At 66.6% G+C, this 18,424-nt stretch carries 21 protein-coding genes; 12 read left to right on the forward strand and 9 right to left on the reverse strand.

The genetic code is table 11. The annotated features are described in order from the left end of the window. The first annotated feature begins 710 nt into the window (after positions 1-710). Together NWE53_RS18610 and NWE53_RS18615 are read left to right on the forward strand one after the other, a co-directional pair. Positions 711-2,732: a M23 family metallopeptidase gene (locus NWE53_RS18610; RefSeq protein ID WP_265050856.1), complete on the forward strand. Its 2,022-nt coding sequence runs from the start codon at positions 711-713 to the stop codon at positions 2,730-2,732. A gap of 115 nt (positions 2,733-2,847) precedes the next feature. After that, positions 2,848-3,765: an AEC family transporter gene (locus NWE53_RS18615; protein WP_265050857.1), complete on the forward strand. Its 918-nt coding sequence runs from the start codon at positions 2,848-2,850 to the stop codon at positions 3,763-3,765. Between the two features lie 5 nt (positions 3,766-3,770). On the opposite strand, the gene gluQRS is transcribed toward NWE53_RS18615, so the two are convergent. Then, on the reverse strand, positions 3,771-4,667 hold the full coding sequence (gluQRS, locus tag NWE53_RS18620) for a tRNA glutamyl-Q(34) synthetase GluQRS (protein WP_265050858.1): 897 nt from the start codon (positions 4,665-4,667) through the stop codon (positions 3,771-3,773). 89 nt (positions 4,668-4,756) lie between these two features. Here gluQRS and NWE53_RS18625 point away from each other — a divergent pair, with 89 nt between their 5' ends. After that, positions 4,757-5,401: a DNA-3-methyladenine glycosylase family protein gene (locus NWE53_RS18625; protein WP_265050859.1), complete on the forward strand. Its 645-nt coding sequence runs from the start codon at positions 4,757-4,759 to the stop codon at positions 5,399-5,401. Positions 5,402-5,410: 9 nt separating this feature from the next. Here the strand turns inward: NWE53_RS18625 and NWE53_RS18630 are convergent, their stop codons facing one another. Next, the gene (locus NWE53_RS18630; protein ID WP_265050860.1) at positions 5,411-6,190 is read right to left on the reverse strand and encodes an HpcH/HpaI aldolase family protein; all 780 of its coding nucleotides are present in this window, start codon (positions 6,188-6,190) and stop codon (positions 5,411-5,413) included. A 278-nt stretch (positions 6,191-6,468) separates the two neighbouring features. Continuing rightward, positions 6,469-6,792, reverse strand: coding sequence for a DUF1476 domain-containing protein (locus NWE53_RS18635; protein ID WP_265050861.1), 324 nt, complete (start codon positions 6,790-6,792; stop codon positions 6,469-6,471). A 321-nt stretch (positions 6,793-7,113) separates the two neighbouring features. Here NWE53_RS18635 and purC point away from each other — a divergent pair, with 321 nt between their 5' ends. From purC to purQ, 4 genes are all read left to right on the forward strand, one after another. Next, a complete protein-coding gene (purC, locus tag NWE53_RS18640; protein ID WP_199092193.1) occupies positions 7,114-7,908 on the forward strand; it encodes a phosphoribosylaminoimidazolesuccinocarboxamide synthase in 795 nt (264 codons plus the stop codon). Positions 7,909-7,949: 41 nt separating this feature from the next. Continuing rightward, the gene (locus NWE53_RS18645) at positions 7,950-8,534 is read left to right on the forward strand and encodes a hypothetical protein (RefSeq protein WP_265050862.1); all 585 of its coding nucleotides are present in this window, start codon (positions 7,950-7,952) and stop codon (positions 8,532-8,534) included. Between the two features lie 84 nt (positions 8,535-8,618). Next, the gene (gene purS / locus NWE53_RS18650) at positions 8,619-8,861 is read left to right on the forward strand and encodes a phosphoribosylformylglycinamidine synthase subunit PurS (RefSeq protein WP_257735086.1); all 243 of its coding nucleotides are present in this window, start codon (positions 8,619-8,621) and stop codon (positions 8,859-8,861) included. A gap of 3 nt (positions 8,862-8,864) precedes the next feature. Further along, a complete protein-coding gene (gene purQ / locus NWE53_RS18655) occupies positions 8,865-9,560 on the forward strand; it encodes a phosphoribosylformylglycinamidine synthase subunit PurQ (RefSeq protein ID WP_265050863.1) in 696 nt (231 codons plus the stop codon). Between the two features lie 98 nt (positions 9,561-9,658). Here purQ and NWE53_RS18660 read toward each other — a convergent pair whose 3' ends face one another. The 4 genes from NWE53_RS18660 to NWE53_RS18675 all read right to left on the reverse strand — a co-directional run bounded on the left by NWE53_RS18660 (position 9,659) and on the right by NWE53_RS18675 (position 11,548). Continuing rightward, entirely contained in the window at positions 9,659-10,252 is a 594-nt protein-coding gene (locus tag NWE53_RS18660) for a DsbE family thiol:disulfide interchange protein (protein WP_265050864.1), read from the reverse strand. After that, positions 10,249-10,434 carry a heme exporter protein CcmD gene (ccmD, locus tag NWE53_RS18665; protein ID WP_265050865.1) on the reverse strand — a complete coding sequence of 62 codons (186 nt, stop codon included), beginning with the start codon at positions 10,432-10,434 and terminating at the stop codon, positions 10,249-10,251. The genes NWE53_RS18660 and ccmD overlap by 4 nt, the downstream gene beginning before the upstream one ends. Beyond that, positions 10,431-11,192 (reverse strand): heme ABC transporter permease, encoded by a 762-nt coding sequence (locus NWE53_RS18670; RefSeq protein ID WP_265050866.1) that lies wholly within the window; start codon positions 11,190-11,192, stop codon positions 10,431-10,433. The genes ccmD and NWE53_RS18670 overlap by 4 nt, the downstream gene beginning before the upstream one ends. A gap of 116 nt (positions 11,193-11,308) precedes the next feature. Then, positions 11,309-11,548 (reverse strand): hypothetical protein, encoded by a 240-nt coding sequence (locus tag NWE53_RS18675; RefSeq protein WP_265050867.1) that lies wholly within the window; start codon positions 11,546-11,548, stop codon positions 11,309-11,311. 211 nt (positions 11,549-11,759) lie between these two features. On the opposite strand from NWE53_RS18675, the gene NWE53_RS18680 reads away from it, so the two are divergent. Next, positions 11,760-11,987 (forward strand): hypothetical protein, encoded by a 228-nt coding sequence (locus NWE53_RS18680; RefSeq protein WP_265050868.1) that lies wholly within the window; start codon positions 11,760-11,762, stop codon positions 11,985-11,987. Positions 11,988-11,989: 2 nt separating this feature from the next. Here the strand turns inward: NWE53_RS18680 and ccmB are convergent, their stop codons facing one another. Both ccmB and ccmA read right to left on the reverse strand, forming a co-directional pair. Continuing rightward, complete coding sequence (gene ccmB, locus NWE53_RS18685; protein WP_265050869.1) at positions 11,990-12,658, reverse strand: heme exporter protein CcmB; 669 nt, start codon at positions 12,656-12,658, stop codon at positions 11,990-11,992. After that, positions 12,655-13,278: a heme ABC exporter ATP-binding protein CcmA gene (gene ccmA, locus NWE53_RS18690; protein WP_265050870.1), complete on the reverse strand. Its 624-nt coding sequence runs from the start codon at positions 13,276-13,278 to the stop codon at positions 12,655-12,657. Before ccmA ends, ccmB begins: the two co-directional genes overlap by 4 nt. A 219-nt stretch (positions 13,279-13,497) precedes the next feature. On the opposite strand from ccmA, the gene acnA reads away from it, so the two are divergent. The 4 genes from acnA to NWE53_RS18710 all read left to right on the forward strand — a co-directional run bounded on the left by acnA (position 13,498) and on the right by NWE53_RS18710 (position 18,423). Next, positions 13,498-16,197, forward strand: a complete 2,700-nt coding sequence (gene acnA / locus NWE53_RS18695; RefSeq protein ID WP_265050871.1) for an aconitate hydratase AcnA — start codon at positions 13,498-13,500, stop codon at positions 16,195-16,197. Between the two features lie 206 nt (positions 16,198-16,403). Next, positions 16,404-16,685 (forward strand): acyl carrier protein, encoded by a 282-nt coding sequence (locus NWE53_RS18700; RefSeq protein ID WP_038358122.1) that lies wholly within the window; start codon positions 16,404-16,406, stop codon positions 16,683-16,685. 131 nt (positions 16,686-16,816) lie between these two features. Then, positions 16,817-17,281: a 3-hydroxyacyl-ACP dehydratase FabZ family protein gene (locus tag NWE53_RS18705; protein WP_265050872.1), complete on the forward strand. Its 465-nt coding sequence runs from the start codon at positions 16,817-16,819 to the stop codon at positions 17,279-17,281. Further along, positions 17,278-18,423: a beta-ketoacyl-ACP synthase gene (locus NWE53_RS18710; protein WP_265050873.1), complete on the forward strand. Its 1,146-nt coding sequence runs from the start codon at positions 17,278-17,280 to the stop codon at positions 18,421-18,423. Before NWE53_RS18705 ends, NWE53_RS18710 begins: the two co-directional genes overlap by 4 nt. Position 18,424: the final 1 nt, after the last annotated feature.

Here is an 18,424-nt window from a genome sequence, read left to right on the forward strand (position 1 = left end):
GGCTCTTGTAAACGCAGCACACCGAAGTCTCGTTTGACTTGCCCGTAAGCAAGTCCGCAAGAACTTCGCCGTCCACGTTTCTCTTTCTGTCTTCAATTTTCAAACAGCGTGCACTCTACAAATTCCGACAGGAACCCGCCCGGTTACCCGGACATCAGCCCCAGCGTCCTTAGGAAGCGCAGAAGAGGCGCCGCTCAGCGGCGGCGCCGTCTCGATGGGCGGTTTATAGGCCACGGCCGGATCCGATGTCAACACGCTCGATGAAGTTTTTTTGACGGAACGCATTTCTGTCTTCCAGGCGGCTGGAATGGCGACTTTTCGCCTGCTTTTGCAGCTTCCCTTCCACGCAGGGCTCGGCTCCCCGCTTCGGCCCCGCGTCGGGACATCGCCCCTCGCGACCGCCCACGGAGAGAATTGAGCAATCGCCTCTTTAGACAGAGCCCCAGTTCGAGCTGGATATCGCTTGAGTATTGAAACCGCGCGCGCTTGCGTACGCGTTTCGCGGGGGGAGCTCGTGCAGCGCTTCCCAAAACAGCCGCAATCTGCCCGCACAGGAGATCGTCCACGGCTGAACGGATTGATTCCCGCTGCCGGCACGGGCATGGTCTTGGCGCGCTTTCGTCAGGACGCGTTCAAGGCATCTTCGCTGCGGCGGAGTTCGCTATCGAGGTTTCAAGACACCCCGCACGCAGCATAGCCCGCTCCGAGACATGAACGCCCATCCCGAGTTCGCACAGCCGCTCGAGCCGCTCTCCCCCGAGTCAGCCGCCCTGCTCGTCGATCTCGGCATCGAGCCGCCGATCCAGCCGGTCGATTCGCGCCAGCAGCCGCTCGACCGGCGCGGCGTCTCGCTGCGCTGGCTCTTCGCCTGCGCCCTGGTCGGGTCCTGCGGCGCGGCCTTGCTGGGTGCGGCGATCCTCGTCGCCATGCGGGGCGACACAAGCTATCCCGAGCAGCCCGAGACCGTCGCCGTGCGCTCATCCTCGGCGGCGGGAGAGGGCGGCGGCGCGCGCAAGGCCGACAAGCTGGTCGCCGATCAGCCGATCATGTCGGCGCGCCATACGCTGCGTGCGCCGATGTCCCAGAAAGTCGGCAACCGCGAGGTGATCCGCGTACGCCCCTTCGTCCGGCTCGCATCGGACCTGTCACTGACCACCGGCGTCTATGCGAGCAATATCCCGCCTTTCAATCCGCTCCGCCTTTTCGCCGAAGGCGGGCAGCCGGAAGAGCGCTATGCCGAGCCGGCCCAGGATATGCCCGACGCGGACGTCACCATCGTCAAACGCGATCTCGGCGACATCGTCATCCCCGCGGGCAAACCGCAGCTGAGCGACACCGACGTCATCTCCCAGATCGAGGAAGAGCGCGCGAACCTGGCGAATTCGGGCCGCCAGCGCGCCCTGCCGATCCCGCCGCAGCTGATGCTCAGCCGCACCCTGACCGGCGGAGCTGTCGGTGGCGGCGATATCCTCGCCTATGCGCCGGCAACCGATACGCGCTTTTCCGGCATCGAGGTCCGCGTCGTTCCCGAGAACGTCACCAACGCGCCGAAGACGCCGATTCCGGCCTCCCGCGAACCGCTCGTCGAGGACAAGCTGGTGATGGCCAAGCGCGGCGAGAACTTCGAGCAGGTCATGCGCGGCACCGGCGCCACGCCCGAGCAGATCCGCACCATGATCACGGCCTTCGGCGGCAAGGTCCGGACCACCGCCCTGCCCGACGGCCAGGTCCTTCAGGTGCTCTACGCACCCGGTCCGCGCCCCGGCGATGCGCGCCAGATCATGCGTGTCTCGCTGCTGAGCAACGGCCAGCCGGATGGCATGATCGCCATGAACGACAAGGGCGCCTTCGTCGCCGTCGACCTGCCGCGTCAGAATCTGGCCATCCCGCGGCCGCAACGGCAGGAGACCGAGGAAGAGGACGAGAATGAGGGCGCCGGTGGCGCACGACTCTATGAGAGCCTCTACGAGACCGGCGCGCGCCACGATCTCCCGCGGCCGCTCATCGACGAGCTCGTCCGCATCTTCTCCTACGATCTCGATTTCCAGCAGCGCGTCCATGGCGGCGACAATCTGGAGGTGATCTTCACCGAGGAGGACGAGGGCGAGCGGGCCGAGATCCTTTCCGCGTCGCTGACGGTGAATGGCGAGACGCGCCGGGTCTTCCGCTACCAGGCGCCGGATGACGGGCTGATCGAGTATTTCGACGACGAGGGCAAATCGCTGAAGAAGTTCCTGCTGCGCAAGCCGATCGCCGATGGCGAGCTGCGCTCGGGCTTCGGCATGCGCTACCACCCGATCATGCGCTATTCGAAGATGCATACCGGCATCGACTGGGCCAACCGGATCGGTACGCCGATCCTCGCCGCCGGCAACGGCGTCGTCACCAAGGCGGGCTGGTCCTCAGGCTACGGCAAGCACACCGAGATCCAGCACGCCAACGGCTACGTCACCACCTATTCGCACCAGTCGAACTTCGCCTCCGGCATCGTGCCCGGCGCCAAGGTCCGCCAGGGCCAGATCATCGGCTATCTCGGCTCCACCGGCCTGTCGACCGGCCCGCATCTACATTACGAGGTGCTGGTCAACGGCAACTTCGTCAATCCGATGAAGATTCGCGTGCCCCGCGGGCGTGAGCTGCAGGGTCCGACCCTCGGCGAATTCAAGCGCCAGCGCGACGAGATTCGCGGCCTCATCGAGAAGGCGGGCGGAGCGGTCGCACAGTTGCGCTGAGCGCATGCCCGCCTGGCAATCGGGCGCTCGCCACGCTTCTGCCGCTTGACACCATCGCCTTGAGACGACACCGCCTGATCAGGCGCCTTTCTCTCGTGATGCGGGTCCCCCGCCGATGCTCGCTTCCCTTCTCGTCGTCCTGCCCGTCTTCGGGCTGATCGGCCTCGGCTATGTCGCGCGCTGGACGAAGCTCCTGCGCGAGACGACGGGCGAAGGCCTGTCCGATTTCGTCTTCGTGCTGGCCGTTCCCTGCCTGCTGTTCCGGACGCTGGCCAAGGCGGACATTCCGGTGACCCAGCCCTGGGGCTACTGGATCGCCTATTTCGCGGGGCTCGCGGTAGTCTGGGCGCTGGCGATGCTGATCGCCAGCAAGTTCTTCGCGCGGAAGGGACCGGAGTTGGTGGTCTCCGGCTTTGCCGCCGCGCAGTCGAACACGGTTTTCGTTGGCGTCCCGATGATCCTGAAGGCCTATGGCGATGCCGGCGCGGTGCCGCTCGGCCTGCTGCTCGCCATCCATCTTCCCGTGACGATGACGGTCGCGACGCTGCTGGCCGAAGGCCGCTCCGCCTCGGTGCCGCAGCTGATCAAGCGGCTCTTCACCCACCCGATCATCATCGGCATTCTCCTCGGCTCCGCCGTGCGCCCCTTCATCGGCCTGATCCCGGAGCCGGCCTGGACGCTGGTCGATCTGCTGGCGGGAGCAGCCGTTCCCTGCGCGCTGATCAGCCTCGGCATCGCCATGCGCCGCTACGGGCTGGAATCGGGCCTCGCCCTGCCGGCCGTGCTGAGCGGGCTGAAACTCGGCCTGCACCCGCTGCTGGTCTATTGGCTCGCGACGAAGGTCTTCGAGATGCCGGCCCATTGGTCCGGCGTCGCCGTGCTGTTCGCGGCCTGTCCCTGTGGCATCAACGCCTATCTCTTCGCCGAGCGCTACCGGCAGGGCGTCGCCGATGCGTCGAGCGCGATCACGCTTTCGACCCTGCTGTCGCTGTTCACGACCGCGGCTTGGCTGACCTATCTCGGCGTCGGCTGATTCGTTCAGGCGAAGCCGAGCCGCCGCCGGATTTCGGCCGGCCCGACGCCATCTGCTCTCAGCTCCGCGAGGCTTTCCGACCGCCGGCTCTTGGCGAGCTTGCGCCCGTCATCGTCGAGCAGCAGGCGATGAAAATGATAGAGCGGGGTCGGCAGCCCGAGCACGCGCTGCAGCACGACATGGATATCGGTCGCGGCTTCGAGGTCGCGGCCGCGCACGACATGCGTCACGCCCTGCAAGCCGTCGTCGACGACGACCGCAAGGTGATAGCTCGTCGGCACGTCCTTGCGCGCGAGCACGACATCGCCCCAGCGCCCGGGCCTGGCCGGTGCGACCTGGCTGGAACCTGCAGCGTCGAAAACCGTGTAGCTCAACTCCTCTCCGGCCAAAGCGATGGCGCTGGACATATCGAGGCGCAGCACATGCGGCTCGCCGGCCGCGACGCGCATGGCTGCTTCGTTTGGATCCAGTACCTTGCAACGGCCGGGATAAAGGGGCGCGCCATCGGGATCGAGTGGCCAGGGCGGCCCGGATGCCGCTTCGCGCTCCATCACTTCGGCACGAATCTCCTGCCGCGAGCAGAAGCAGGGATAGACCAGCCCACGCGCCTGCAGGACACCGAGAGCCTCCGCGTAATCGTCGAAATGCTGCGATTGCCTGCGGACATCCGGCTCGAAGGCGATCCCGAGCCAATCGAGGTCCGCGACGATCCCTTCGACGAATTCCGGCCTCGAGCGGGTGAGATCGATATCCTCGATCCGCAGCAGGAGATGCCCGCCCACCTGCCGGGCAAGCGCCTCGTTGGTCAGCGCCGAAAGGGCATGGCCGAGATGCAGCCTTCCGTTCGGGCTCGGCGCGAAGCGGAAGACCGGCTTGCCGGAATCGGGTGGAATGGACGCCATCGACCCTGTCTAGGGATTGCCATGCCGCGCGCCAAGCGGCTCCCTCGCTGCTGACGCAACCCGGCTCCTGCGCCATCAAGGCTCTCGTCATGACCGAACGAATCACCTGCGACAGCGACCTCGAAGAAGGCATGGCAGCTCTGGCCGCGATGCATCCGCATTGGAACGCCGTCGTCGCGCGCACCGGCCTGCCCCCGCTCAGGTTGCGCGAAGGCGGCTTCCCCGGCCTCGCCGCCATCATCGTCTCGCAGCAATTGTCGGTCGCGAGCGCCCGCGCCGTCTGGAACCGCTTCGAAAGCGTCTTCGTCCCGTTGACGCCGGAACGGGTGCTGGCTGCGACCGACGACGATATGCGCCTCTCCGGCCTGTCGCGGCCGAAACAGCGCACGCTGCTCGCCCTCGCCGCCGCGCTTGCCGAGAAGCGCTTCGCCTTCGAGGCGCTCGAGCTGGCAACGCCGGAAGAGGTCCACGCCCGGATGACGGCGATCTCCGGCATCGGCCCGTGGACGGCCGATGTCTATCTGCTGTTCTGTCTCGGCCATCGCGACGGCTTCGCTGCCGGCGATCTCGCCATTCAGGAAGCCGCCCGCCATGCCTTCGGCCTCGCGGAGCGGCCGAAGCCGGTGGAGCTCCAGGCCATGGCGGAGGCCTGGCGGCCCTGGCGCGGCGTCGCGGCGCGATTGCTCTGGGCCTATTACGCCGTCCTGAAGCGCCGCGAGGGTATCAACGCCTGATAGCGCGCTCTAGCTGCGCACGATCTTCAGGGCCGTCTGCGTCGCCGCGCGCAGCAGGGCCGAATCGCTCATCACCGTGACCATGCGCGCGCCCATGGCCAGACCCTGCTTGGCGCGCTCGGCCGTCGCCGCATAGAGCGCGACCGGCTTGTTGACGGCGGAAGCCCGGGCGACGACGTGCTTCAGCGCCGCGTCCACTTCGGGCGCAGTCGCATCGACTTGCGCACCGCCGGACAGCGCGATCGACAGATCGGACGGTCCGACAAACAGGGCGTCGATGCCGTCCAGAGCGAGGATGTCGTCGACGATCGCCATCGCCTCGCGCGTCTCGATCATCGCGAAGGTCATGGAGAAGCCGTTGGCCGCCTTGAGATAGGCGTTCTGGTCGAGGCCGGAGGCGATCAGGCCGCCATAGCTGCCCCAGCTGCGCTCGCCCATCGGCGGATATTTGGCATAGGCGGCGAAGCGGCGCGCATCCTCCATGGTGTTGATCATCGGCGCGATCACACCGGAAACGCCGGAATCGAACAGCTTCGAGACGTTCTGGAACTCGCCGACCGGAATGCGCGCAAGCGCCGGCTTGCCGGCCGCATTGATCAGCGGGATCGCGCGGATGACTTCGCCCAGCGTGATCGGCCCGTGCTGCATGTCGAGCGTGATCGCGTCGAAATCCTCCTGCGCCAGGATCGCCGAGATCGAGGGATCGGGCAGGCCGCACCAGGCCGAGACGACGCTGTCGCCCTTGGCGAAGCGGTCGGCGAGGGAAGAGAGGACGGTGGGTTTGGCCATGGTGCGTTCATCCGTTCAAAGCCCGCGCTTCAGACGGCGCGGCGGCTGATGCACGTTGGACCGGCCCGGCCCGGAAATGCAAACGGGCGCCCATGCGCCCGTTTCAGAGACGTCCTGCGTCTGCCGGGATGCGCCCGGAGCCCGATTGAGAATTCGCTGCGGAGAGACAAATGGCGGCGTCTTCGAGAACCGGAGCGGAGCGTACCGGAGTACGTGAGCACCGGAAGCGCAGAAAACGCCGTCAGTTGGCCGCCGCAGTAGAATTCTCGATCAGTCTCTCAGCGCCCGGCCTGAATGTCCTCGGCCGCCTTGATCAGCAGCTCGGTCATCACCGTGCGGATCTCGGTGTCGGACGCGTTGACGTTGGCCAGCACGAAGTCGTTCTTGACCTTGCGCACCACATCCTCGTCGCCGGCCTCCTCGAAATCGGCAACGACGACAGACTTGGCATAGGCATCCGCATCGGCACCGCTCTTGCCGAGCTTCTCGGCGGCCCAGAGCCCGAGCAGCTTGTTGCGCCGGGCGGTCGCCTTGAAGCGCAGCTCCTCGTCATGGGCGAACTTGTTCTCGAAGGCGTCCTTGCGCTGATCGAAGGTCGTCATGCGGCGTCCATATCCTCTCGCGGGCGGGAATTCCTGTATGTCCGACCATATAGGGTGTCGGCGCGGCGAGAGCCAGCCTCCCCGCCGGTTACAGCCGCGCTTAAGCCTTCTGGAGCCTCCGAAAGGCGTTTTGTTGCGTTTGCGGCCGAGACACTCCATATAGCAGGCGCTGCGGGTGCCTTCGGGCACCCTATGCACAACCGGCGCCTGTGCCGGCCCGAAGATCGATCCCCATGGGATCGCCGGGTTGTGCTACAAGACCGACAGTTCAGGGGCCAAGATCCCGCCGCGACCTCATCGCGTCCAGAGAAGGGCCGACCTTTGGATTTCCTCAAGCCACGGTACATCCCCATGAATCGCCGCCGTCGCATCTACGAAGGCAAGGCGAAGGTCCTCTATGAAGGACCCGAGCCCGGTACGCTGATCCAGCATTTCAAGGATGACGCGACCGCCTTCAATGCCAAGAAGCATGAAGTGATCGATGGCAAGGGCGTGCTCAACAACCGCATCTCCGAGCACATCTTCTCGAATCTGAACGATATCGGCGTGCCCACGCATTTCATCCGCCGGCTGAACATGCGCGAGCAGCTCATCCGCGAGGTCGAGATCATCCCGCTCGAAGTCGTGGTGCGCAACATCGCCGCCGGCTCGCTGGCGACCCGCCTCGGCCTCGAGGAGGGCACGCAGCTGCCGCGCTCGATCATCGAGTTCTACTACAAGAACGATGCGCTCAACGACCCGATGGTCTCGGAAGAGCACATCACCGCCTTCGGCTGGGCCACGCCGCAGGAGATCGACGACATCATGGCGCTGGCGATCCGCGTCAACGACTTCCTCTCCGGCCTCTTCCTCGGCGCCGGCATCCGCCTCGTCGATTTCAAGATGGAGACCGGCCGGCTCTGGGAAGGCGAGATGATGCGCATCGTCGTCGCCGACGAGATCAGCCCGGATTCGTGCCGGCTCTGGGACATCAAGTCGAAGGACAAGATGGACAAGGACCGCTTCCGCCGCGACATGGGCGGCCTGATCGAGGCTTACTCGGAAGTCGCCCGCCGTCTCGGCATCCTCGGCGAGAACGAGAACCCCGGCCCGACCGGACCGCGCCTGGTGCAGTGAGGGTCGTCACCCGGCCACAATCGCAGATGAAGCGGGAGCGCATGCGCTCCCGTTTTCATGTCGCGACCCTGATTCTCGCTGCCGGCCTGCTGCTCGCCGGCTGCACGAACCAGTTCGGCGCCGGGATCGCCGACCTGCCGGCCTCGGAGGGCTGGAACCGGCTGCCGATCGGCTCCTGGGTGCTGAATGACGGGCTGGAAGCCCGCGCGATGGTTTTCTGCCCGCGCGAAGCTTGTGTCCAGCAGGGCTTCGCCGCGGTGATCGCCCTTGAAGGTGAACAGGCCAGGCAGATGGAGCAAGCCCTGTCCGAAAGCCCGGCGCGCCTTGGACAGGCCTTCGCCCAGATGGCGGCAGCGAAGGCGGCCGAACGCCGCAAGGCCCAGCGGAACCAGAAGAGGAAGGCCGAGCCGAAGGCGGCCCGCAGCGCGACGGATGTCGCCCGGTTCGATTCGGCGGAAGCGCGCGGCATCCTCGTCACCATCCGCTCGCTCGATACGCCCGGCCGAGAGGCCGTCACCGCCATCCTCTATGCCCGCGAGGCCGACAAGCTGGTCGTCGCGCTCGCCATAAGCGACAGGGCGGACGCCGCCCGCCGCGACGCGGAAGCCGCCTGGCGCAGCCGCTGATTCACGTGAAACGGCGGGAAACGGTTGAGCCCGCCCCGATTCATCGTTAAGGCACGCCCCAACAACGCTCGTCCGGAGATCCCCATGAAAGCCCGCGTCACCGTCACCCTGAAGAACGGCGTGCTCGATCCGCAGGGCAAGGCGATCGAAGGTGCGCTGAAGTCGCTCGGCATCGACGGCGTCGATTCGGTTCGCCAGGGCAAGGTCTTCGACATCGAGCTCTCGGGCTCGGACAAGGCCGCCGCCGAGGCCGCGCTCAAGGCAGCCTGCGACAAGCTCCTCGCCAACACCGTGATCGAGAACTACCGCGTCGAGATCGGAGCCTGAGCAATGAAGGCCGCCGTCATCACCTTTCCCGGCTCCAACCGTGACGGCGACGTCGCCAAGGCGCTGAAGCAGGCTGGCGCCGAAGTCGTCCATGTCTGGCACGGCGATACCGAGCTGCCGGCCGGGATCGACCTCGTCGTGCTGCCGGGAGGCTTCTCCTATGGCGACTATCTGCGCACCGGCGCCATCGCCGGCCGCGCCCACATCATGGACGCAACCCGCGCCCACGCCGCCCGCGGCGGCTATGTGCTCGGCATCTGCAACGGCTTCCAGATCGCCTGCGAGGCGGGCCTTCTGCCCGGCATCCTCGTGCGCAACGCGCATTTGAAATTCGTCTGCAAGCGCCAGCACCTCACGGTCGAGCGCAACGACACGCCCTATACCCGCGCCTATGCCAAGGGGCAGGCTATCGATGTCTGCATCGCACATGGCGAGGGCAACTACATCGCCGATGCCGAGACGTTGGCACGCCTTGAGGGCGAGGGCCTCGTCGCCTTCCGCTACGCCGATGCCGACGGCAAGGTCACGGCCGAAGCGAACCCGAACGGCTCGCTGAACAACATCGCCGGCATCTATTCACCCGGCTTCAACGTGCTCGGCCTGATGCCGCATCCCGAGAATCTGATCGATTCGCTGGTCGGCGGCACCGATGGGCGCGGCCTGTTCGAGAGCCTCGTCTCCAGCCGCAAGGCGGCCTGAACAGCGTCATTCTCGGGCTCGCCCCGAGAATTTCTTCCAGAAGAGACCGCCTCTTTCGGCATGAGATGCTCGGGTCGAGCCCGAGCATGACGCGCTGATCAGCGCGCCTTCAGCGCCCGCGCAAGCAACTTCGCCGCAGCCGCCTGGTCGAGCGGGCCGACATGCTTGTCGAGGATGCGCCCGTCCGGCCCGATGACGAAGGTTTCGGGCACGCCGTAGACGCCCCATTCGATCGCCGACCGCCCGCTGCGATCCACGCCGACGGCCGAGAACGGGTTGCCGAGCGCGCCGAGGAAGCGGCGGGCATTCTCCGCCTCGTCCTTGTAGTTCATCCCGACCAGCGCGATCTTGCCCTGCTTCACGGCGTCCGTTTCGGCGAGGCCGACGAGCACGGGATGCTCGACCCGGCAGGGCGCGCACCAGCTCGCAAAGACGTTGACCAGCGTCGCCCGCCCCTTGGCCAGGTCGGCATTGCCGAAGGCAGGGACCGGCTGCCCGTCGCGCTGCAGGCCTTCCAATGGCGCGAGCGTGATCGCGGGGGCGACGCGCCCGACCAGCGCGGACGGAATCTTGCTGGCATCGCCCGAGAACAGGCCGATGCCGAAGACGATCGCCAGCGCCCCGAAGATGATCAGCGGCACGAGGAAGACGAGCGGCGAACGGCGCGGAGGCAGGGTCTCGATCTGGCTCATGATGCCTCCCGGCCCGAGCGGCGGCCGGCACCGCGCTGCTCCAGCGCGTCGAGCGCGCGCTTCTGGGCGCGGTGATCGCGCAGGATCGAGAGCGTCAGCCCGGCGAGGATGATCACGGCCGCGCCATAGGATGCGAGGATGAAGCCGGCATGCGGCCCGAGGCTGTCCGTGAGTGCGGTCATGCCGGCACGCCCTGCGAAGCGAGCCGGTCGAGCCGCTCCGCTTCGAGGATCGTCAGCGTCCGCACGCGCCGGCGCATGATCTCGGCGCGCATCGCGACCATATGCAGCGCCAGCGCGAACAGCGTGAAGCCGACGGCGAGGATCAGCAGCGGCCACAGCATGGAGGGATGGATCGTCGGCCCGCCCAGGCGCAGCACCGAGGCCGGCTGGTGCAGCGTGTTCCACCAGTCGACCGAGAACTTGATGATCGGCACATTGACGAAGCCGACCAGCGTCAGGATGGCGACGGCGCGCGCCGCGCGCGACGGCTCGTCCAGTACGCGCCAGAGCGCGATAATGCCGAGATAGACCAGCAGCAGCACGAGGACGGAGGTCAGCCGCGCGTCCCATACCCAGTATGTGCCCCACATCGGCTTGCCCCAGAGCGCGCCGGTGATCAGGCAGACCAGCGCGAAGCACGCACCGATCGGCGCCGCCGCCTTCTGCGCGACATCCGCCAGGGGGTGGCGCCAGACCAGCGTGCCGAGCGCCGAGAGCGCCATCAGCGAATAGAACATCATCGCCAGCCAGGCGGCGGGCACATGGATGAACATGATCCGGATCGTCTCGCCCTGCTGGTAATCGGCCGGCGCCACGAACCAGGCGAGATAGAGACCGACGGCGATAAGCAGCAGCGACGCCCCTGCCACCCAAGGCAGGATCGTTGCGGAAAAGCGCATGAAGCGCGTCGGATTGGCCAGATCGATCAGGCGTTGCATGGCGTCGCGGAGCGTCGTTATCGCAGGAAACCGCGTCGAGCGGACGCGGCCCTGATCTAGCAATCGCCTCGGTCCCGCGCAATCGGCCGCATCGGCGCTGCGACAATCGGGCTGAATCAAGCCTCTTCGTCGGACGAAGCTTCAGCTCCCCGGCGGTCGACAATGCCGAATTCTTGAGAACGGACACCTTCGCCCGCGAGGTCGAAGCCCTCGGCCGCGAGGCCGCGTCGCAACAACTCACGCACGGCCGCAGCTCTGCTCGGCATGCGCTTTTCGAAGCGCCAGTTTTCCAGCGCTCGCAGCTCTTCCTGGCTCAGCATCACCTGCAGACGCTCGGCGCGTTCGTCTTCCATCATTTTACTGCGACCACGTCGAATGAGTAAGTGATGTTAACAACGCAAACGGCGTGCATGCAAGCGCTGACGCTTGCGGTGCCCCCGCCTCAGTCGGCGCCGATTCGGCCAGTTTCTAATTTTGCTAAGCCATTGAATATAATGATTTTTCACCAATTCTTAACTTGCTTGGCGGACCTGTCTGGGCTAAACCTCGCTCGTTAGGAGAGCGATGATGTTGATCAAACTGTCGGATGATATGCAGCGCGCCGTGGAGCTGAAGGTGCGCAGCCGTATCGACGAGACACCCGTGCTCGACGTGAACGCCACCGCCGAGGAAATCCGCATGATTTTCGCAGAGCGCAACGTGGCGCGTGAGGACATAGCGGTCTCCGTCGCTCAGTTCGCAACGCAATGCGGCTTCCCGATCGCGTTCGTGGCGCTGGCGCCGCCCCGCGACTGAGCCTACTCGCTCGATCTCAGCGCCGCAGCCGCGGCGACTGTGCCAATCACGACAGCCGCGAGCGAAATCGCGCACAGGATCAGGAAGGGCGTCAGGAACGGCACCGTGCCGCCCTGCGCCGCGTTTGCCGCCGAAACCCCGAAGATCAGCACCGGCACGGTCAGCGGCGCCACGAGCACTGGCACGATCAGCCCCCCGCGCCTGAGGCTTGCGGCGAGCGCGGCCCCGGCGGCGCCGATAAAGCTGAGCGCCGGCGTGCCGACCAGCAAGGTCGCGATCAACGGCAGCACGCCCTCGCCCGGTAACGCCACGAGCAGGCCAAGCAGCGGCGAGACCAGCGCCAGTGGCAGCCCTGTCGTCAGCCAGTGCGCCAGCCCCTTGGCCAGCACCGCCAGTTCGAGCGGCAGCGCCGAGGCACGGATCAGGTCGAGCGAACCGTCTTCCTCGTCGCTCTGAAACAGCCGGTCCAGCCCGATCAGCACCGAGAGCAGCGCGCCTAGCCAGAGAATCGCCGGCCCGATCCGCGACAGCAGATTGAGATCGGGCCCGAGCGCGAAGGGGACGAGCACTACCAGCGTCAGGAAGAAGACGAGCGCCAGCTCGCCCCCGCCGCCGGCCCGCGACGCCAGCGCAAGATCGCGCCTGAGGATGGCAAGGAAGGCGCGCTTCATGCGCCGATCCTGAGTTCACGCGCGCCATCGAGGCCGAGCGGACCGTGCGTCGCCGCTAGGATCGCGCCGCCCGCGAGCAGATGATCGCGCATCAACCCGGCAAGCATGGTCTGGGAGGCCGCATCGAGCGCCGACATCGGCTCGTCGAGCAGCCAGTAGGGCCGGCGCGAGATTAGAAGCCGCGCCAGCGCCACGCGCCGCCTTTGCCCCGCCGACAGGTAACCGACGGGCAATTCGGCCGCGTGAGCGAGGCCGACCGTCGCCAGCGCCTCCCTGGGCGTCAGGGCATCGTCGCCGAGCACCGCCTGGGCGAATACGAGGTTCTCCTGCGCCGTCAGCGCCGTCTTGAGCCCGTCGCGATGGCCGACGAGATGCGAGACCTCGGCCAGATCGGGCTCCTCATCGCCACCCTCGAGCCGGATGCTCCCGCCATCGGGCCGCAGCCGGCCGCACAACATCGCGATCAGGCTGGATTTGCCGGCGCCGTTGCGGCCGGTCAGCGCGATCGCCTCTCCGGGACCGAGATCGAAGCTCAAGCTCTCGAAGATCAGCCGGCCGCCACGGCGGCAAACGAGATTCTCGGCGCGAAGGCGTGTCGGAGGGAACGAATCTTGCGTCAAGGCAGCTCTGCCGCCCATGCATGCGACCACATTTCGTTCATCTAGCGCGCTTCTTGGAATTGCTCTATAGAACCCGCGGCTACGCCGCACGCCGATCCGGCGCGGGGCTCGGGCACTCCCGAGGCGGCGCGCGCGTCATGCGCATTAGGCCTTCGAACGGCGCTGTCCGCAAGGGCATGCCGGTCGCGACCGCAACCCCTTGATCAGGATCAAGCCCGAATGGCCTCGCTCGACTCATTCAAAGCCCGCAAGACGCTCACCGCCGGCGGCAAGACCTACACCTATTATTCCCTTCCCGATGCCGAGAAAAACGGCCTGCCGGGCATCTCGAAGCTGCCCTTCTCGATGAAGGTGCTGCTCGAGAACCTGCTGCGCTTCGAGGACGGCCGCTCGGTCACGAAGTCTGACATCGAGAACTTCGTCGGCTGGCTCGACGACAAGGGCAAGGCCGGCAAGGAGATCGGCTTCCGCCCCGCCCGCGTGCTGATGCAGGACTTCACCGGCGTGCCGGCGGTGGTCGACCTCGCCGCGATGCGCGACGGCGTCAAGGCGCTCGGCGGCGACCCGCAGAAGATCAACCCGCTCGTCCCGGTCGACCTCGTGATCGACCACTCGGTTATCGTCGACGAGTTCGGCTCGCCCAAGGCCTTCGCCCGGAACGTCGAGCTCGAATACGAGCGCAACGAGGAGCGCTACAAGTTCCTGAAATGGGGCCAGGGCGCCTTCGACAATTTCCGCGTCGTGCCGCCCGGCACCGGCATCTGCCACCAGGTCAATCTCGAATACCTCTCCCAGACCGTCTGGACACGTAACGAGACGATCGACGGGCAGGAGGTCGAGGTCGCCTATCCCGACACCCTCGTCGGTACCGATTCGCACACCACCATGGTCAACGGCCTCGCCGTTCTCGGCTGGGGCGTCGGCGGCATCGAAGCCGAGGCCGCGATGCTCGGCCAGCCGCAGTCGATGCTGCTGCCCGAGGTGATCGGCTTCAAGCTGACGGGCTCGCTCAAGGAAGGCATCACCGCCACCGACCTCGTGCTGACCGTCACCCAGATGCTGCGCAAGAAGGGCGTCGTCGGCAAGTTCGTCGAGTTCTTCGGCCCCGGCCTCTACAACCTGACGCTGGCCGACCGCGCCACCATCGCGAACATGGGCCCGGAATACGGCGCGACCTGCGGCTTCTTCCCGGTCGACACCGAGACGCTGGACTACCTGACGACGACCGGCCGCAAGTCCGACCGCATCGCGCTGGTCGAGGCCTACAGCAAGGCGCAAGGGCTGTTCGCCACGCCCGAGACGCCCGACCCGGTGTTCACCGACACGCTCGAGCTCGATCTCTCGACAGTGCAGCCCTCGATGGCCGGCCCGAAGCGTCCGGAAGGCCGCGTCGATCTCGGCGCCGTCGCCAAGGGCTTCGCCGCCGCGATGGAGACCGACTACAAGAAGGGCGCCGAGCTTTCGCGCCGCGTGCCGGTCGAGGGCGAGGACTTCGACCTAGGCCATGGCGACGTCGTCATCGCCGCGATCACCTCCTGCACCAACACCTCGAATCCCTCGGTGCTGATGGCGGCGGGGCTGCTCGCCCGCAAGGCAGTCGCCAAGGGCCTGACGGTGAAGCCCTGGGTCAAGACCTCGCTGGCCCCCGGCTCGCAGGTCGTCGCGGAGTATCTGGCCAAGGCCGGCCTCCAGGAGGACCTCGACAAGCTCGGCTTCAACCTGGTCGGCTTCGGCTGCACCACCTGCATCGGCAATTCCGGCCCGCTGCCGGCGCCGATCTCGAAGACGATCAACGAGAAGGGCCTGATCGCGGGCGCCGTCATCTCCGGCAACCGCAACTTCGAAGGCCGTGTCTCGCCGGACGTGCAGGCGAACTACCTGGCGTCGCCGCCGCTGGTCGTCGCCTATGCGCTCGCCGGCTCCGTCCAGATGGACCTGACGACTCAAGCCATCGGCCGCGGCTCAGACGGCAAGGACGTGTTCCTCAAGGATATCTGGCCCTCCAACAAGGAGATCCAGGACTTCATCCAGCAGAACGTCACCCGCGCGATCTTCGAGGCCAAATATGCCGACGTCTTCAAGGGCGACGAGCATTGGCAGGCCGTGAACGCGCCGACCTCCGAGACCTATGTCTGGGACGACGACTCGACCTATGTGCAGAACCCGCCCTATTTCCGCGGCATGGGCAAGCAGCCGGCGCCGATCACGGACATCAAGGGCGCCCGCATCCTCGGGCTGTTCGGCGACAAGATCACCACCGACCACATCTCTCCGGCCGGTTCGATCAAGGCGGCCTCTCCGGCCGGCGCCTATCTCACCGAGCATGGCGTCGCGGTTGCCGACTTCAACCAGTACGGCACGCGCCGCGGCAACCATGAGGTTATGATGCGGGGCACCTTCGCCAATATCCGCATCCGCAACCACATGCTTGGCCCGAACGGCCGCGAGGGCGGCTACACCATCCACTACCCGTCGAAGGAAGAGCTGCCGATCTACGACGCCTCCATGCGCTATCAGGAGGAGAAGGTCCCGCTGGTGATCTTCGCCGGCGTCGAATACGGCAACGGCTCCTCGCGCGACTGGGCGGCCAAGGGCACCAACCTGCTCGGCGTCAAGGCGGTGATCGCCCAGAGCTTCGAGCGCATCCATCGCTCGAACCTGGTTGGCATGGGCGTGGTCCCCTTCACGCTGGTCGAAGGTACGAGCTGGGCCTCGCTCGATCTCAAGGGCGACGAGTTCGTCACCATCCACGGTTTGGCGAACGTCAAGCCGCGCCAGATGATGGAAGCCGAGATCACCTATGCCGACGGCACGGTGAAGAAGGTCCCGATCCTCTGCCGCATCGATACGCTGGACGAGATCGATTACTACAAGAATGCCGGCATCCTGCATTACGTGCTGCGCGGCCTCGCCGCCTGAGCACGATCACACGGCACTGAAACGGATCATGGCCGGCGCAAGCCGGCCATGACGCATGGGGCCTTGGCCCCGGTTGTCCTCGCGCCCGCTGCAGTGTAAGGGGGCGGTCCAGTCATCCACGGCGGAGGCTTGGGGCAGGCGCTGGCGATATAGCCGCGCTCGGATGTCGTCCGCCATCATCGACAAGAGACGGGAGCACCCGCAGCATGTCCGCCACGTTCGAGACGGTCGCCGGCATCATTTCCGAAACCTGCGATATTCCGCGCGAGAAGATCACGCCGCAGAGCCACGCGATCGACGATCTCGGCATCGATTCCCTCGCCTTCCTCGACATCGCCTTCGCGATCGACAAGGCTTTCGGCATCAAGCTTCCGCTCGAGCAGTGGACGCAGGAGGTCAACGAGGGCAAGGCGCCGGCCGAGCAGTATTTCGTGCTCGAGAACCTCTGCAAGCGCATCGACGATCTGGTCGCCGCCAAGAAGGCGTAAGGCCGAGGTCGAGGCTGCCGGACTTGAGCCGGCGCCCCGCTCCCGATAGAGCATAGGGCCGCTGTGCGGATCGTTCCGATCCGTGCCGCGGCCGCGTGCCGTTCTGGCGCGCCCAGCTGGTCAAGGATCGCATGCGCCTCGAATATTTCGACATGATCGACAGGGTCGTGACCTTCGATCCGTCGCAGAAGCGCATCGTCACGCGCTCCACCGTGCCCACGCAAAGCCCGGTCTTCGAAGGACACTTCCCGGGCCACCCGCTGGTGCCGGGGGTGCTGCTGACCGAAACCATGGCGCAGGCCTCGGGCTATCTCCTGCTCGGCCTCAACGGCCTCACGCAGATGCCGTTCCTCATGACCGTCGACAAGGCCCGCTTCCGGACGTTCGTCGAACCGGAGACCGAGCTGGAAGCCAGCGCCGAACTCGTCATCGAGGGTTCGGGCTATGCGGCGACCAAGGCGAAGCTGACGAGCGGCGGCAAGCCGATCTGCGATGCCGAATTGCGCTTCCGCCTGATGCCCTTCCCCGCCGATATGCGCGCGCTCATGCAAAGCCGCATCGACGCCATCGGCCTGACGCCGGAGCCTGCGCGATGACCAGCGCCCTACCCCGCCGCGATGTGGTCATCACCGGCATCGGCATCGCCTCCAGCCTCGGCGAAGGCGTCGAGGCCCATGCCGCCGCGCTCGCTGCCGGCGGCCCGCCGATCGTCGAGACTGAGGCGTTCAAGCCCTATCCGGTCCATTCGCTGAAGGCGCTGGAGCTGGACAAGCAGATCCCGAAGAAATCCGACCAGCGCCAGATGGAGCCCTGGCAGCGCCTCGGTGTCTATACCGCCGGGCTCGCGCTCGATTCCGCCGGGCTGAAGGACGATCCCGCGGCCAAGAGCGAGCTGCAGGTCATCGTTGCCGCCGGTGGCGGCGAACGCGACCATGCCGTCGATTCCGCCATCCTGAGCGGCCTGCGCGGTGCCAACGAGCCGGGCGCCTTTCTCAACGAGCGGCTGATGGGCGATCTCAGGCCCACGCTCTTCCTGGCCCAACTCTCGAACCTGCTGGCCGGCAACATCGCCATCGTCCATGGCGTCACCGGCGCCTCACGCACCTTCATGGGCGAGGAACAGGCCGGCGTCGACGCGATCCGCACCGCCCATGCCCGCATCGCGTCGGGCCAGTCGGACGTGATGCTCGTTGGCGGCGCCTACAACGCCGAGCGCCGCGACATGCTGCTGCTCTTAGAGCTAGGCGGCTATCTGCGCCATGGCAGCTTCGCCCCCGTCTTCGAGCGGGGCGACGCACCGGGCCTGATCACCGGCAGCGCCGGCGCCTTTCTCGTGCTTGAAGCAGCCGAGCGCGCCGCGGCGCGCGGCGCCAAGGCCTATGCCAGGCTGAGTCATGCTGGCGCCGCCCGCAGCCGTCGCGCAGCGGGCACGGTCGAATCCGCTTTGACGAAACTCGTCGGCGGGTTCGGCACCATTGGCCCCGATAGCCTTGCCATCTCCGCCGCCACCGGCTGCGCGGACATCACGGGCGAAGAGGCCGCAGCGCTCGCCAAGGCGGCTCCCTCCGCCAGGCGCATCGCCGCCGGCGACCTCGTCGGCCATGGCATCGAGGCGGCCTTCCCCGTCTCGGTCGCGCTGGCGGCAATCGCCCTGTCAGCCGGACAGGCGAAGGAAGCCGTGGTGACCGGGGCCGGTCACTGGCGCGGCGAAGGCGCCGCGCGCCTGGTTCAAGCGTAGA

The sequence above is a fragment of the Bosea sp. NBC_00550 genome, from assembly GCF_026020075.1.
Taxonomy (GTDB): Bacteria; Pseudomonadota; Alphaproteobacteria; order Rhizobiales; family Beijerinckiaceae; genus Allobosea.